Below are 14,491 nucleotides of genomic sequence, written 5' to 3'. Positions count from 1 at the left end.
AGCGACAGAGGGGGGCAGCTGGACGCGGGCCGAGCTGCCCCCTCCGGCCCGGAGCCTGTCCTCGGGCGCGCGATTCGCGCGACCCGTGGGGGCCACCTCCCCCAGAAGGGGAGGATCTCGACAAGCGCGCTCATTCGCCCTCCCCATCATCGCCGCTGGTCGACCATTCGAACACCCGCGCCAGATGCGCGTAGTCGCCGGGGTGCTCCTTGACGAACTGCGGGGCGACCCGCGAGCGGTAGGGCTCGTCCGGATCATCATAGCGGGCGATCAGCTTGACCAGGCCGTCGATCGCCTTGCGCGCGGCCTCCTCGCTCTCGCCGCCGGCCAGGGCGCGGACCTGCTCCTCGCCGGCGGGTCTCCGGCCGGTGACGCGGACATAGGTCAAGTCGCCCGGCGCGGGGGCGCCCAGATCCGGGAAGCCGCCGTTCATCAGGATGGCGGCGGTCAAGGTCAGCTGCGGCGAGAAGCCGGTGTCGACCTGCTTCTGGGACGGCGCGGCGCCGGTCTTGTAGTCGAGGATGTGGGCGGTCCCGTCGGCGGTGGGCTCGATGCGGTCGGCCTTGGCGGTCAGGGTGAAGGGACGGCCGTTGATCGACAGCTCGAGCCGGCCCTCGGCCTCGACCACGACCCGGCGGGCGGTCGCGCGGCGATGGCGCTCCCAGTCGGCCACCCACAGCGCCGCCTCACGGGCCAGGGCCTTTTCGCGGGCGAGGGCCGTTGGCGGCATGCCGGCCGCGACCAGGGCGTCGACATAGAGCTGCTCGAACACGGCCGCCGCGTTGCTTGGCACGGCGTCGGGGAACCGTTCGGCGAAGGCCTCGAACGCGGCGTGGATCGCGGTGCCCCGCGCCCGCGCCTCCACCGGCTCGTCCGGGCGCTCCAGCGGATAGAGCTTGAGGATATCCCGCGCCCAGACGGCGTAGGGATCGCGGGTCAGGGCCTCGATCCGGGTGACGGCCATTTTGCGCGGGCGATCCTCGACCGGCGGACGCGGTTCGGGGCGCTTGATCGGGGCGTAGGGATCGGGCGCGTCCATGGCGCGGACCCAGTCCAGCACGTCGTCACGGCGGGGCAGGGCAAGGCCCGCGCCGGCGGCCAGGGTCTTCAGCCGCCACAGCCAGCGGGACTCCACGGCCGGCGCGCCGCCGCGCCGCTCGCAGTGGACCAGCACCACGTCCGGCGCGCTGGCGGCTTGGGCGAAGTCGTGGGCGGTGAGACCGACGCGGCGCTCCGGCGGCGGCAGGCCCAGGCGCTTGCGCATGGGCCGCGACAGGAACGGATCGATCGGCGCGCCCCGCGGCCAGACGCCTTCCTCCAGCCCGGCCAGCACCAGACGGTCGGCGCGGACCAGTCGAGCCTCGATGGCGCCCAGGATCCGCAGGCGCGGATGGGTGGCGCCGCCGACGCGCACGGTCTCCTCGTTGACCAGGCGGTCGAGAATGTCGGCGAAGGCCTGGGGCGAGGCGTCGGGCAGGGGCTCGCCGTCCTGGATCAGGGCGGCCATCAGCGCGCCGAGGCATTCGCCCGCGCCGCCGGCCCACAGGCGGTTCGGCGCGACCAGGCCTTCCAGCGCCTCGACCAGGGCCTGGGCCGCGTGGCAGGGGCGAGCGAGGTTGTCGCGATAGGGCGCGGCGGCGTGGTCGATGGCGGCGAGGACCCTATCGCAAAGGGCCAGCGCCTCGGGGAACTCGCGCAACCGTGCGCGCAGGACCGTCTTCGATCCCGGCGCCGCGCCGCGCAGGCCCTTGCGCTCCAGCAGGGCGGCGGCGGGCGTCTCGTCCTCCGCCAGCACCAGCGGGTGCTTCGCCAGGGCCAGCAGCCGCACCGGGTTCAGCGGCTCTTCGACCAGGCGCGCCAGGTGCAGAGCCAGGATCGCCGCGCCGGCGGCGGCCAGCGGCGCGCCCGCCGAGCTGTCGGGGATCACGCCCCAGCGGCGCAGGCGGGTCATCACGCGGCGGGCCAGGGTCTGGTCGGGCGTGACCAGGGCGGCGGTGCGCTCCGGATCCTCCAGCGCCTCGCGCAGTAGCAAGGCGCAGGCGCCGGCGGCCTCCTCCTCGGCGCGGGCGGCGATGACCGACAGCCCCGACAGGCCCTCGGCGATGGGATCGAGGCCCGGCGCCTCGGCGCGCAGGGCGGCGATCTGGGCCAGCCAGTCGGCCGTGGCCTCGGCCGGGCGCAGGGCCTCGTTGATGATCCGCCGCCGCCAGCGGCCCCGGCTGTCGACCTCGGGAACCCACGGGCGGACGTCGGCGCGCGACACGCCGGCCCGGTCCAGCAGGCGCTTCATCGCGCCCTGCGGATGCTGCTCGCCCGGGGTGTCCTCGATCTTGGCCCAGGCGCTGTCGGCCAGATCCTCGTCGAGGCCGGGCAGGACCACCGCGCCCCTGGGGGCGGCGGCGATCACGGCCAGCAGGTCGGCGGTGGCCGGCGCCGTGCCGGTCGAGCCGGCGGCGACCAGGACCTCGCTCGGCGGATGGTCGCGCCATTGCCGCTCCAGCGCGCGCAGCAGCTTCACGCGGCGCTCGGAGACGTCGATCAGCGACAGGGCCTCCAACCGCTCCGGCCAGGCGCGCAGCACCGCCTTCAGGAACCGCGCGGAGACCTGCCAGTGCTCGGCGAGATCGCCGTCGGCCAGGCCGTCCAGCTTGTCCTCGAACGCGATCTCCTCGATCTGGCAGCTGTCGAGGAAGTCGGCGAGCGCCTTGGCCAGTTCCAGGGCCTGGACCGGACCGGGCTCGAACGACAGCTTGTCGCCATGGTCGACGACCAGTCGCGCCAGCTCGAACCGGCGGCGTCGCGACGAGATGGCCGGGGGCAGGTCGAGGACCAGATCGCCGGGCTCGAACGGCGGCTCGCCCTCGTCGAGGTCGCCCAGCGGCCGGATCTGCGGCAGCAGCAGGGCCCGCCCGCCCGTCACGGCCAGGAAGGCGTCGGCCAGGGCGCGGGCGCCGCGGCGGGTCGGGGTCAGGATCGTGGCGCGCGGCAGGGCCTCGGGACCCAGGGGCTCCAGCGTGTTCAGCAGGCCGCGCGCCAGGTCGTCGACGAACGGACGGTGGGCGGGGATCGAGAACCAGCGCGGCCCCTCACGATCAAAGAAGGGGGCCGGGGCGCTCATCCCTGGGCGAGCCTGGTCTCGGCGACGATCTTGGCCTCCGGATCGCCCACGTGCATCCATAGGCCCTCTGGCGCGACCCCATGGACGCGGTGGTCGACGGCCAACCGCTTCCACAGCGGCAGCAGCGAGAACGGCCCCTCGGGGCCTTCGGCGGTGATCGCCGGCTTGCAGATGTGCACGCCGACATAGACCAGCGGGGCCATCTCGCCGGCGTCCTTGAAGCGCACCACGCCGTCATCGCCGAGGAAGACGTCGCCGGTGTCGTGGAAGCCGAGCGACCCGCTGGTCGAGGCCAGCATCAGGCAGACGTCCATCCTGGCCGGATCCCAGGCGGCCGCCACCGCGTCGATCGCCGCGCCGCCGTGTTCGAGCCAGATGGAGTCGATATTGGCCACGAACACCGGCCCTTCGCCCAGCAGCGGCAGGGCATGCTTGATCCCGCCGCCGGTCTCCAGGGCCTGGACCCGTTCGTCGGAGATGACGATGCGCGGGCCAAGACCTCTGGCCTCGCGGGCGCGCAAGTGGGTTTCGACGAGGTCGGCGAAATAGTGGACATTGACCACGGCGGTCGCGACCCCGGCGGCGGCCAGGCGGTCCAGCATGTGGTCGATCAGGGCCTTGCCGGCGACCTCGACCAGGGCCTTGGGCCGGTCGTTGGTCAGGGGCCGCATGCGGGTGCCGAGGCCGGCGGCCAGCACCATCGCGATCTTGGGGGCGCTCATCGGCGGGACTCCGCGGGCACGTGGGCGTCGAACCAGGCCTTGAGGCCCGCCAGCGCCGGATCGCCGAGGTTCCGCTCCAGATAGCGCCAGGTGCGCGGCATGTAGGCCTCGTACTGGCGGCGGCCCAGCAGGGCCTGGCGCGCGAAGACCCGGCCCAGAATCCGCGCGGCGTTCGAGGCGGCCAGGGCGCGGTAGTCGGCGAGGAAGGCTCCGCGATCGACCGCCGGTCGGGCGGCCAGATAGCGGTCCAGCATGGCCGCCTCCAGGTCCGGCGAGACGTCGCGGCGGGCGTCCTGCAGCAGGTGGGTCAGGTCCCAGGCGGGGTGGGCGCGCAGGGCGTCCTGGAAGTCCAGCAGGCCGACGCGGGCCACGCCCTCACGCTCGGGCAGCCACAAGAGGTTCTGGGCGTGATAGTCGCGGTGCGTGAAGACGCTAGCGCCGCCTTCGCCTCGCACCCAGACCGGCGCCCACAGCGCGTCCCACTCGGCCACGGCCTCGGGGCCGAAGGCGTCAATGCCGGCGAAACGCGGCCAGAATTCCAGGAAGGTGTCGGTGGCGTGCTTCAGCGCCAGGGTGTCGTAGGTCAGCAACGGCCACTGAACGTCGTCGACGGCCAGCACCTCGGGCGGCGTCTCGGCGTGCAGGGCCACTTGCAGGTCGACGGCGGCCTCGTAGAGCGGGCGTTCGTCCTGGCCCTCGGCGATCAGGGTCGCGTAGAGGCCATCGCCCAGGTCCTCCAGCACGGCCAGGCCTTGCACGACGTCGTAGGCGAAGATCCTCGGCGCCGAGAGGCCGCGCTGGCGCAGATAGTCGGCGGTGGCGACGAAGGCGGCGACCGAGCCGGCGGCCAGGCGCGCGGCGGCGTTGTAGCCCAGGGCGATCCGCTCGGCGTCGGTCGCGCCCGGCGGGCAGACGACGCTCTCCAGGGCTGGCGGCTGGTCCATGAAGATGAACGTGTCGCCGCCGTCGCGATGCAGCCGCTCGTACGACCGCGTCGAGGCGTCGCCGCCGAGGAACTGGCGCCGGACGCCGCCGAAGCCGTTCGCCGCCAGGAACGCGGCCTTGGCCGCCTCGCGCTCAGAACTCAAGATCACGCCCTTCGAACCGTCCATGCCCCACGATCACGGCGCGCCGCGCGTCGCCGTCGAGGGCGATGTCTATATCGAGCCGATTCGCCGGCAAACGCCCTTCCAGTCGCTGCGGCCACTCAATCAGGGCGACGCCGCCGTCCAGCGCCTCGTCGAGGCCGATCTCGTAGGCCTCGTCCGGGTCGCTCAGGCGATAGAGGTCGAAATGGGCCAGCGGAAATCCGGCAGCCTCGTAGAACTGCACCAGGGTGAAGGTCGGGCTGGGGACCTCCTCGTCCGGCGTGGTCAGGGCGCGGATCAGGGCGCGGGCCAGGGTCGACTTGCCCGCGCCCAGCGGGCCGGTCAGGCAGAGGGCGTCGCCGGGCTGGAGAACGGCGGCCAGGCGCCGTCCCAGCGCCTGGGTCGCGGCCTCGTCCGGCAGGCGGAGGATGGTCATGCCCACCCCATAGCGCGTCGCTGGGCCGATGTTGAGGGCGCAAGGCCCTTTCCCCCGCGCCGCCGCCGCGCTAACCGCAGTCTTCGATGCCGACATCCCTCCGCACCGCCTATCGTCAGCGCCTGGCCCAGGACGAGATCAAGCCCGACGCCGCTCAGGCCGCCGCCGTCGAGGCGCTGTCGCGGCTGGAGGCCGATCTCGACAACGCCGGCGAGCCGGGCTTTTCGCTGTTCGGCCGCAAGCCCAAGAGCCAGCGGGGCGTCTATCTGTGGGGGCCGGTCGGGCGCGGCAAGTCCATGCTGATGGACCTCTTCTTCGAGAGCGCCCCGACCCAGAAGAAGCTGCGCATCCACTTCCACGCCTTCATGGCCGAGGTTCATCGCGACATCGACGCCTGGCGCAAAGGCGACGCGGCGGCGCGCAAGGCGCGCTTTGGCCAGCACAAGGGCGACGATCCGATCGCCCCGACCGCGGCCCTGATCGCCGACGGCGCGCGGCTGCTGTGCTTCGACGAGCTGCAGGTCACCGACATCGCCGACGCCATGATCCTGGGGCGGCTGTTCGAGGCGCTGTTCGCGCGGGGCGTCACCCTGGTGGCCACCTCGAACCGGCCGCCGGAGGATCTCTATCTGAACGGCATCAACCGCCAGCTTTTCCTGCCGTTCATCGACATGCTGAAGTCGGCGATGGACATCGTGGCGGTGCGCGGCCCCGTCGACTTCCGGCTGGATCGGCTCCGCGCGGCGCGGCTGTGGCTGGCGCCGAACGACAAGGCGACCCAGGCCGAGTTCGACCGCCTGTGGAGCGACATGCTGGACGGCGCGCCAGAGACCGGCGCGACCCTGGAGGTGCTGGGCCGGAAGATGCGCCTGCCCCGCGCCGCCGGCGGGCTGCTGCGCTCGTCCTTCGCCAGCCTCTGCCAGCAGGCGCTGGGACCGCAGGACTATCTGGCCATCGCCGAGCGCTTCCATACCATCTTCATCGAGGACATCCCGGTCCTCTCGCCGGCCAAGCGCGACGCGGCCAAGCGCTTCAACACCCTGATCGACGCGCTCTACGAAGCCAACGTCAAGCTGGTGGCCCTGGCCGAGGCCGAGCCGGAGGCGCTTTATCCCGAGGGCGACGGGGCCTTCGAGTTCGAGCGGACCGTTTCGCGGCTGCAGGAAATGCGCTCGGTCGACTATGTGGCGCGGGTGCGGGACTAAGGAGCAGGCGATGACCATCCAGGACCGGATCCGTGTTCGCGAGACCAAGCTGCTGTCCGACAACTGGTACGTCCTGAAGACCACGACCTTCGACTGGAAGCGGCGGGACGGGCGCTGGCAGACCCAGTCGCGCGAGCATTACGACCGCGGCAATGGGGCGGTCCTGCTGCCCTACGATCTGGATCGCCGCACCGTGCTGCTGGTGAAGCAGTTCCGCTATCCGGCGTACGTGAACGGCCATGACGATCTGCTGATCGAGGCGGCGGCCGGCCTGCTGGACGACGCCGAACCCGAGACCCGGATCCGCGCCGAGGTCGAGGAAGAGCTCGGCTATCGCCTCGGCGAGGTGCGCAAGGTGTTCGAGGCGTTCATGAGCCCGGGCTCGGTGACCGAGATCCTGCACTTCTTCGTGGCGCCCTACGACGCTTCGATGCGGATCGGCGAGGGCGGCGGCCACCCCGAGGAGGGCGAGGACATCGAGGTGCTGGAGCCCACGATCGACGAGGCGCTGGCCATGGTCGCCGATGGCCGGATCCGCGACGCCAAGACGATCATGCTGCTGCAGCACCTGGCGCTGACGACGTTCCGGGCCTGAGGGCAGGTCAGTCGAAATCGCGCGCCAGCGGCACGTCGAAGCGCACGACCAGCCCCGTCGAACCATAGTCGGTGTCGATGCGGCCCCGCAGTTCGCCGGAGATGCTGCGCTCGATCAGGCGGGAGCCGAAGCCGCGCCGCTCCGGCCGCCGCGCGGGCGGCCCGCCGGTTTCGCGCCACTCGAACACGAGGTTCTCGTCTTCCGTCACCGACCAGGTCAGGGCCAGCCGGCCGGCGTTGGACAGGGCGCCGTACTTGGCGGCGTTGGTGGCCAGTTCGTGGAACACCATGCCTAGAGACAGCGCCACGCGGGCGGGCAGATGCACGTCCGGCCCGTCCAACGACACCCGTTCGGCGCCGTAGGGGCCGAGCTCCTGGATCAGGATCTGCCGCAGACCCGCCCCCGCCCACTGGCTGTCGGTCAGGGCGTTGTGGGTCTGGGACAGGGCCAGCAGCCGTGACTCGAAGGCCGCGGCGAAGCTCTCGGGCGTGGTCGCGCCGCGCAGCGTCTGCTGGGCGATGGCCTGCACCGTGGCGAGGGTGTTCTTGACCCGGTGGTTCAGCTCGTCCAGCAGCAGCCGCTGGCGCTGGTTGGCCAGAACCCGCTCGGTCATGTCCGAGCCCTCGACGAATATGCCGGACACGCCGCCGTCCTCGCCCAGGATCGGCTGATAGATGAAGTCGAGAAAGCGCTCCTCCATCGGCTCTCCGGGGCTGCGCGCCAGCATCACCGGCACGTCCCGTCCGATGAAGGGCTGACCCGAGCGCAGCAGCTCGTCCAGCAGCGGGATGAAGCCCTGATCGCGAATCTCGGGCAGGGCCTCGCGCAAGGGCCGCCCGACGATGTCGCGCCGGCCGATCAGCCGCAGATAGGACTCGTTGGCGAAGTCGAAGACGTGGTTCGGTCCCCGCAGAACCGCCACGAAGCTCGGCGCCAGCATGAAGAGCCGCCGGATCTGGAAGCTCTGGGATTGCAGCGTCTCCACCCGTCGCAGCACCGAATCGCCGAGCATGGCGGTGGTGGCCGGCGCCTCGGGCCGGAACGCCTCGTCCTTGAGGCGGCGCAGGTCGGTGATGTCCTGGGTGTTCTGAAGGATGAAGCCGCCGCCGTCCGCTCGCGGGACCCAGGTATGGGTGCAGCTCCAGTAGCGGTCCTCGAAGCCTCCGCCCGCTTCCTTGGGACGCGGAATGGCGTAGCGCAGGACCGCGATCACATCGTTCTCGCCCGTGTCGAGCACGCGGCGTAGCGATTCCTCCAGCAGCCGCCGGCTCTCGCCCTCGGAGGGGAAGGCGTCGAAGACGTAGCGGCCCTCGATCTCGTGTCGAGGGCGGGCGGTGACGTCCAGATAGGCCTGGTTCATCTCCACGATGACCAGATCCTGGTCCATCATCATGTAGGGGGTCGGTATCCGATCGAACACCGCCCTGAAGTCGATCGGATCATGCATCGCCGCGCCCGCTTCCCCGTTAGCGACCGACGATAACGCAAGCTTGACCTTAATGGTTCCAAGCGCGTTTGGATCGCCAATTGCAAACGTTTCTCAACAGGGCGCCGTTTAATTGACACCCCCGCCCCCGCGCTTAAAAGCGTCCCGCAACGCACAAAGGCTACTGAGGTTGGACCTTTCATGACCGACACGAGCCGGGGGCTGCCTGAGCGCCCGATGTCGCCGCACCTTTCCGTCTGGCGCTGGCATATCACCATGGCGTGCTCGATCCTGCATCGCGGCTGCATCATGGGGCTGTGGGTCGGCGCCGTGATCCTGGCGGGCTGGGTCGCCGCCCTGGCCACCAGCCCGGAAGCCTATGCCGGCTATCTCGCCGTGATCGGCTCGCCGATCGGCAAGCTCGTCCTGCTGGGCGAGACCTTCGCCGTCTTCTTCAATGTCGCCTACACGATCCGCCAGACCTTCTGGGACGCTGGCAAGGGCTTCACGCCGCGCTTCGCCGACATGACCGGCGCCATGGCGATCGCCTTCGCGGTCGTGGCGACGATCGTCACCTGGGTCATCGCCCACGCGAACGGAGCGTTCTGATCATGAGCAAGAACGACCTCTTCCAGCCCCAGCAGTTCCGCACGCCGCTGTCGCGCGCGCGCGGCATGGGTTCGGCGCACCACGGCGTCAGCCACTTCATCACCGAGCGCGTCTCGGGCCTGGCCCTGGCGCCATTGAGCCTGTGGGGCGTTTTCGCCGGCCTGAAACTGATCGGCGCTGACCAGCACACCGCGATCGCCTGGCTCGGCCAGCCGCTGAACGCCGTGTTGCTGGCCCTGCTGCTGGTGGCCGCCCTGACGCACCTGCAGAACGCCGTGCAGGTGGTGATCGAGGACTACATCCATCGCTTCACGACCAAGTCGTTCCTGGTGATCGGCAATCTGTTCGTCTGCGTGGCGGCCGGCGCCGTCGGGATCTTCTCGATCCTCAAGGTTGCCGCCCTGACCGTGACCGGAGCCCATTGATGTCGGCCTACAAGTTCATCGATCACAAGTTCGACGTCGTCGTCGTCGGCGCCGGCGGCTCTGGCCTGCGCGCCGCGCTGGGCTGCGCCCAGGCCGGTCTGAAGACCGCCTGCATCACCAAGGTGTTCCCGACCCGCAGCCACACGGTGGCGGCCCAAGGCGGCATCTCGGCCTCGCTGGGCAATATGGGCCAGGACGACTGGCGCTGGCACATGTTCGACACCGTCAAGGGCTCGGACTGGCTGGGCGACCAGGACGCCATCGAGTACCTGACCCGCAACGCCCCGGCGGCGGTCTACGAGCTCGAGCACTGGGGCGTGCCCTTCTCGCGCACGGCCGACGGCAAGATCTATCAGCGCGCCTTCGGCGGCATGACCAAGAACTATGGCGAGGCCCCGATCCAGCGCACCTGCGCCGCGGCCGACCGCACCGGTCACGCCATGCTGCACACGATGTACGGCCAGTCGCTGGCCCACGACACCGAGTTCTTCATCGAGTACTTCGCCCTCGACCTGATCATGGACGGCGGCGTCTGCCGCGGCGTGACGGCGTGGAAGCTCGACGATGGCACCCTGCACCGCTTCCAGGCGCAGATGGTCGTGCTGGCCACCGGCGGCTATGGCCGCGCCTACTTCTCGGCCACCTCGGCCCACACCTGCACCGGCGACGGCAACGCCATGGTGCTGCGCGCCGGCCTGCCGCTGCAGGACATGGAGTTCGTGCAGTTCCACCCGACCGGCATTTACGGCGCGGGCTGCCTGATCACCGAGGGCGCGCGCGGCGAGGGCGGCTACCTGACCAATTCCGAGGGCGAGCGCTTCATGGAGCGCTATGCGCCGTCCGTGAAGGACCTGGCGCCCCGCGACATGGTCAGCCGCGCGATGACGATCGAGATCCGCGAGGGCCGGGGCGTTGGTCCGAACAAGGACCACATCTTCCTGCACCTCGACCACCTGGATCCCAAGATCCTGGCCGAGCGCCTGCCCGGCATTTCGGAGACCGCCAAGGTCTTCGCCGGCGTCGATGTCACCAAGGCGCCGATCCCGGTGCTGCCGACCGTCCACTACAATATGGGCGGCATCCCGACGAACTATCACGGCGAGGTCGTCACCAAGGCGGGCGACAATCCCGACCAGGTGATCCCGGGCCTGATGGCCGTGGGCGAGGCGGCCTGCGTCTCGGTGCACGGCGCCAACCGCCTGGGCTCGAACTCGCTGATCGACCTCGTCGTGTTCGGTCGCGCCGCGGCCCTGCGCTGCGCCGAGATCGTCAAGCCGGGCGCCAAGCAGCCGGAGCTGAAGGACGCCCAGACCGAAGCCCACCTGACGCGCTTCGACCGCTTCCGCAACGCCTCGGGCTCGACCGGCACCGCCGAGTTGCGCCTCGAGATGCAGAAGGCCATGCAGGAGGACGCCGCGGTGTTCCGCACCGGTGAGAGCCTGCAAAGCGGCGTCAAGCGCCTCCAGGCCGTCTGGGACAAGGCGGCGGACATCAAGGTCAGCGATCGCGGTCTGGTATGGAACACCGACCTGATGGAGACCCTGGAGTTCGACAACCTGATCGGCCAGGCGGTGGTCACGGTGAACGGCGCGGCCAACCGCACCGAGAGCCGCGGCGCCCACGCCCGCGAGGACTTCGCCGACCGCAACGACGCCGAGTGGATGAAGCACACCCTGGCCTGGCTCGACATTCGGTCCGGCGCGGTGAAGATCGATTACCGCCCGGTGCACAGCTACACGATGTCCGACGACATCGCCTATATCCCGCCGAAGCAACGGGTCTACTGAGGGTCCGATGGTCGAACTCGCTCTCCCCAAAAACTCGCAGATCAAGTCGGGCAAGCATTGGCCGGCTCCGGCGGGCGCCAAGAAGGTCAAGACCTTCAAGATCTATCGCTACGACCCGGAAACGGGCGGCAATCCGCGCTGGGACACCTACGACGTCGACGTCGACGCCTGCGGCCCGATGGTGCTGGACGCTCTGCTCTATATCAAGAACAGCATCGACCCGACCCTGGCCTTCCGCCGCTCGTGCCGTGAAGGCGTCTGCGGCTCCTGCGCGATGAACATCGGCGGCCGCAACACCCTGGCCTGCACCCATGGCTGGGAAGAGGTCCCGGGCAAGGCCGTGCAGATCAGCCCGCTGCCGCACATGCCGGTGGTCAAGGACCTGATCCCGGACCTGACGCTGTTCTACGCGCAGTACGCCTCGATCGAGCCCTGGCTGCACACCGATACGCCCGAGCCGCAGACCGAGTGGAAGCAGAGCCCGAAGGACCGCGAGAAGCTCGACGGTCTCTACGAATGCATCCTCTGCGCCTGCTGCTCGACCTCGTGCCCCAGCTACTGGTGGAACGGCGACAAGTATCTGGGTCCGGCGGCCCTGCTGCACGCCTATCGCTGGCTGATCGACAGCCGCGACGAGGCGACCGGCGACCGCCTCGACGCGCTTGAGGACCCCTTCAAGCTCTATCGCTGCCACACGATCATGAACTGCGCCCAGGTCTGCCCGAAGGGCCTGAACCCGGCCAAGGCCATCGCCGAGATCAAGAAGATGATGGTCGAGCGCGTCGTCTGACGGGCGATGGTTCGTTGAGTCCGCGAAACGGCGGCCGAAACTGGGTTTCGGCCGCCGTTTTCCTGTCTATCTATCCGCCGCGATCAAGGCGCTTGCCAATAGGTGACGCCGCCGTCATTTTTGACGAAAGGGAGGGCGTCGTTGAGCGCTGAAGCCAATCAGAACGCGTGCGTCGTCATTATCGGCGCGGGTCACGCCGGCGGCTCGGCCGCCGCGTTCCTGCGTCAATATGGTCACGAGGGCCGCATCGTTCTGATCGGCGACGAGCCGCTCCTGCCCTATCAACGTCCGCCCCTGTCCAAGGCCTGGCTGAAGGGCGAGGCCGACGCCGACTCGCTCTCGCTGAAACCCGCCGAGTGGTACGCCGAGAACAATGTCTCCCTACGCCTGCAAGGCGTGGCCGAGCGGATCAATCGCTCGGCCAAGACGGTGACCTTGGCCTCTGGCGAGGTCATTTCCTACGACTTTCTGATCCTGGCCACCGGCGCCCGCGCCCGCGCGCTGCCGATCCCGGGCGCGGATCTGGCCGGCGTCCTGTCGCTGCGGACGGCCGCCGACGCCGAGCGTCTCAAGCACGCCCTGGGGGCCGACAAGCGCCTGGCCGTGATCGGCGGGGGCTATGTCGGCTTGGAGGCCGCCGCCTCGGCCCGCGCGCTCGGCAGCCACGCCATGGTCATCGAGCGCGAGAGCCGGGTCCTGGCCCGCGTCGCTTGCGAAACCTTGTCGACCTTCTTCCAGGCCTATCACGCCAAGCACGGCGTGGCGTTCGAACTGAACGCCGGCGTGGCCGGCTTCGACGGAGAGAACGGCCACGTCAGGGCGGTGCGGTTCGCCGATGGGCGCGCCGTGGCCTGCGACGTCGCCCTGGTCGGGGTCGGCGCGGTTCCCAATGACGAACTGGCCAAGGACGCGGGTCTGGAGACCGCCGGCGGCGTGGTGGTGGATCTGGAGGCCCGGACCAGCGATCCGTCGATCTTCGCGATCGGCGACGTGACCCACCGGCCGCTGCCGCTCTATGACCGCAGGTTCCGGCTCGAGAGCGTGCCCAACGCCCTCGAACAGGCCAAGCAGGCGGCCGCCGCGATCCTCGGCCGGCCCGGGCCGGCGCCCGAGGTCCCGTGGTTCTGGTCCGACCAGTATGATCTGAAGCTGCAGATCGCCGGCCTGCCGTTCGAGGCGGACCGCCAAGTCGTGCGCGGCGATCCGGCGGCGGCGAAGTTCGCGGTCTTCCATCTGAAGGGCGACCTGATCCAGGCGGTCGAGGCGATCAACGCGCCGCCCGAGTTCATGGCCGGCAAGCAGCTGATCGCCAAGCGCGCGCCGGTTGATGTCGACAAGCTCGCCGATTCATCGGTGTCCATGAAAGAGGTGGCGGCCTAAGGTCGCGCCAGGGGTAACAGGAAACACATGGCCAAGATCACCTATATCGAGCACGACGGGACCGAGCACGCGATCGACGTGAAGCCCGGCCTGACCGTCATGGAAGGCGCGGTGAAGAACAACGTGCCGGGCATCGACGCCGATTGCGGCGGCGCCTGCGCCTGCGCCACCTGCCACGTCTATGTGGACGAAGCCTGGCTGTCCAAGACCGGCGACAAGTCGGCCATGGAGGAGTCGATGCTCGACTTCGCCGAGAACGTCGAGCCCAACAGCCGCCTGTCGTGCCAGATCAAGGTGTCCGACGCGCTGGACGGCCTGGTGGTCCGTCTCCCCGAGAGCCAGCACTGAGGCGTCGCGGATGTCGTCCGCGCCGGTTCGTTCCCGGCCTCGTCAAAAGAGCGTCGTTATATTGTCGCGAGGGGGTTGCCAGAGCGCGGGGCGGGGACTAGATCAACGCCTCGCTCGGAACGGCTTCGCGACCGGACGACGCGGCCCCGAAAGGGCGCTTGCATCGCTCAAGACGCTTGGCTAAACACCGCGCTCCAATCGACTCGATGAGGATCCGCGAGGGCGGCTTCGGCAGCCCTGAGGGTCTTCTTTTTGTCTCTTCGTTCCCGGGTTTCCGGCGACGCGAAAAAGTCGAAAAGAGTTGGTTGACTTCGGAATGTCGCCTCTTTAGAAGCGCCGCTCCGGTCATCGCCGCCAAGATTTCGCAAGAATTCAGCGGCGCGATGATGAACTGGTTAAGTAGAGATTTTGAGATCTTCTCAAAATAGATGCTTGACCGACTTGGTTGGCTTCTCTAGAAGCTCGCCACCTCGGCGCTTCCTGGATTTCCAGGGTTCGCCGATCCAGGTCAAAAAGTTTGAAAAAACGATTTGACATGGTGATGGTGGTTCGCTAGATAGCC

The 14,491-nt window shown here is 69.5% G+C and carries 13 protein-coding genes; 8 read left to right on the top strand and 5 right to left on the bottom strand.

Features of this window, described 5'->3' with window-relative positions; genetic code table 11:
• Positions 1-130 precede the first annotated feature (130 nt).
• From addB to tsaE, 4 genes are read right to left on the bottom strand one after another with little or no spacing between them, the layout of a single operon-like run.
• A complete protein-coding gene (addB, locus tag Q0V34_RS12615; RefSeq protein ID WP_297512376.1) occupies positions 131-3,118 on the bottom strand; it encodes a double-strand break repair protein AddB in 2,988 nt (995 codons plus the stop codon).
• Positions 3,115-3,840: an N-acetylmuramate alpha-1-phosphate uridylyltransferase MurU gene (murU, locus tag Q0V34_RS12610; protein WP_297512373.1), complete on the bottom strand. Its 726-nt coding sequence runs from the start codon at positions 3,838-3,840 to the stop codon at positions 3,115-3,117. Before murU ends, addB begins: the two co-directional genes overlap by 4 nt.
• Positions 3,837-4,928, bottom strand: a complete 1,092-nt coding sequence (gene amgK, locus Q0V34_RS12605; protein WP_297512498.1) for an N-acetylmuramate/N-acetylglucosamine kinase AmgK — start codon at positions 4,926-4,928, stop codon at positions 3,837-3,839. The genes murU and amgK overlap by 4 nt, the downstream gene beginning before the upstream one ends.
• Positions 4,918-5,364 carry a tRNA (adenosine(37)-N6)-threonylcarbamoyltransferase complex ATPase subunit type 1 TsaE gene (gene tsaE / locus Q0V34_RS12600; protein WP_297512370.1) on the bottom strand — a complete coding sequence of 149 codons (447 nt, stop codon included), beginning with the start codon at positions 5,362-5,364 and terminating at the stop codon, positions 4,918-4,920. The genes amgK and tsaE overlap by 11 nt, the downstream gene beginning before the upstream one ends.
• Before the next feature lie 86 nt (positions 5,365-5,450).
• Here tsaE and zapE point away from each other — a divergent pair, with 86 nt between their 5' ends.
• Entirely contained in the window at positions 5,451-6,569 is a 1,119-nt protein-coding gene (gene zapE / locus Q0V34_RS12595; protein WP_297512367.1) for a cell division protein ZapE, read from the top strand.
• Between the two features lie 10 nt (positions 6,570-6,579).
• The gene (locus Q0V34_RS12590; RefSeq protein ID WP_297512364.1) at positions 6,580-7,164 is read left to right on the top strand and encodes an NUDIX domain-containing protein; all 585 of its coding nucleotides are present in this window, start codon (positions 6,580-6,582) and stop codon (positions 7,162-7,164) included.
• Positions 7,165-7,171: 7 nt separating this feature from the next.
• On the opposite strand, the gene Q0V34_RS12585 is transcribed toward Q0V34_RS12590, so the two are convergent.
• On the bottom strand, positions 7,172-8,611 hold the full coding sequence (locus Q0V34_RS12585) for a sensor histidine kinase (protein ID WP_297512361.1): 1,440 nt from the start codon (positions 8,609-8,611) through the stop codon (positions 7,172-7,174).
• 180 nt (positions 8,612-8,791) lie between these two features.
• Between Q0V34_RS12585 and sdhC the strand changes: the two genes are divergently transcribed.
• The 6 genes from sdhC (at position 8,792) to Q0V34_RS12555 (ending at position 13,929) form a co-directional block, all read left to right on the top strand.
• Entirely contained in the window at positions 8,792-9,199 is a 408-nt protein-coding gene (sdhC, locus tag Q0V34_RS12580) for a succinate dehydrogenase, cytochrome b556 subunit (protein ID WP_297512358.1), read from the top strand.
• Complete coding sequence (sdhD, locus tag Q0V34_RS12575) at positions 9,166-9,624, top strand: succinate dehydrogenase, hydrophobic membrane anchor protein (protein WP_297512496.1); 459 nt, start codon at positions 9,166-9,168, stop codon at positions 9,622-9,624. The genes sdhC and sdhD overlap by 34 nt, the downstream gene beginning before the upstream one ends.
• Entirely contained in the window at positions 9,624-11,411 is a 1,788-nt protein-coding gene (gene sdhA / locus Q0V34_RS12570) for a succinate dehydrogenase flavoprotein subunit (protein WP_297512355.1), read from the top strand. The genes sdhD and sdhA overlap by 1 nt, the downstream gene beginning before the upstream one ends.
• Before the next feature lie 7 nt (positions 11,412-11,418).
• Positions 11,419-12,201: a succinate dehydrogenase iron-sulfur subunit gene (locus Q0V34_RS12565; RefSeq protein WP_297512352.1), complete on the top strand. Its 783-nt coding sequence runs from the start codon at positions 11,419-11,421 to the stop codon at positions 12,199-12,201.
• Positions 12,202-12,342: 141 nt separating this feature from the next.
• A complete protein-coding gene (locus Q0V34_RS12560; RefSeq protein WP_297512349.1) occupies positions 12,343-13,581 on the top strand; it encodes an FAD-dependent oxidoreductase in 1,239 nt (412 codons plus the stop codon).
• Positions 13,582-13,608: 27 nt separating this feature from the next.
• Positions 13,609-13,929, top strand: a complete 321-nt coding sequence (locus tag Q0V34_RS12555) for a 2Fe-2S iron-sulfur cluster-binding protein (protein WP_297512346.1) — start codon at positions 13,609-13,611, stop codon at positions 13,927-13,929.
• Positions 13,930-14,491 lie beyond the last annotated feature (562 nt).

It is taken from the genome of uncultured Caulobacter sp. (genome assembly GCF_947036865.1).
Lineage (GTDB): Bacteria > Pseudomonadota > Alphaproteobacteria > Caulobacterales > Caulobacteraceae > Caulobacter.
Note: the sequence above shows the minus strand (reverse complement) of the source record. Positions and strands in the feature narration are given on the sequence as shown.